The organism is Streptococcus bovismuti (genome assembly GCF_042436615.2).
In the GTDB taxonomy this organism is placed as follows: Bacteria; Bacillota; Bacilli; order Lactobacillales; family Streptococcaceae; genus Streptococcus.
Genome location: NZ_JBHMFR020000014.1, coordinates 1 through 233, shown reverse-complemented (window position 1 = coordinate 233; position 233 = coordinate 1). Strand labels below are relative to the sequence as shown.

The following is a 233-nucleotide window of genomic DNA, read 5'->3' as shown; positions in this document are numbered from 1 at the left end:
CCTGTCACTTCATCTGTTGTGAGAACGCGGTTACCGTTAGTGCTTACATAACGGATAACAGCTTTTTGAGCATCCTTACGATAAGTGACTGTTTCAACACGGTCTTGGTCTTTCGCTTGAACTCCACTTACAGCTGGGATTTCTGATTTATCCGCTGTGTAACCTGCGATGGTTGGTGATACCACTTTATCAAACGTATCATCATTAGTTGTCCAGTCTTGGAAGAAAATTTG

The 233-nt window shown here is 42.5% G+C and carries 1 protein-coding gene; it reads right to left on the bottom strand.

Annotation, left to right across the window (positions count from 1 at the left end; translation table 11 throughout):
• The coding region (locus ACERDH_RS09690; protein ID WP_415741920.1) for a mucin-binding protein at positions 1-233 on the bottom strand (233 nt) is incomplete at both ends.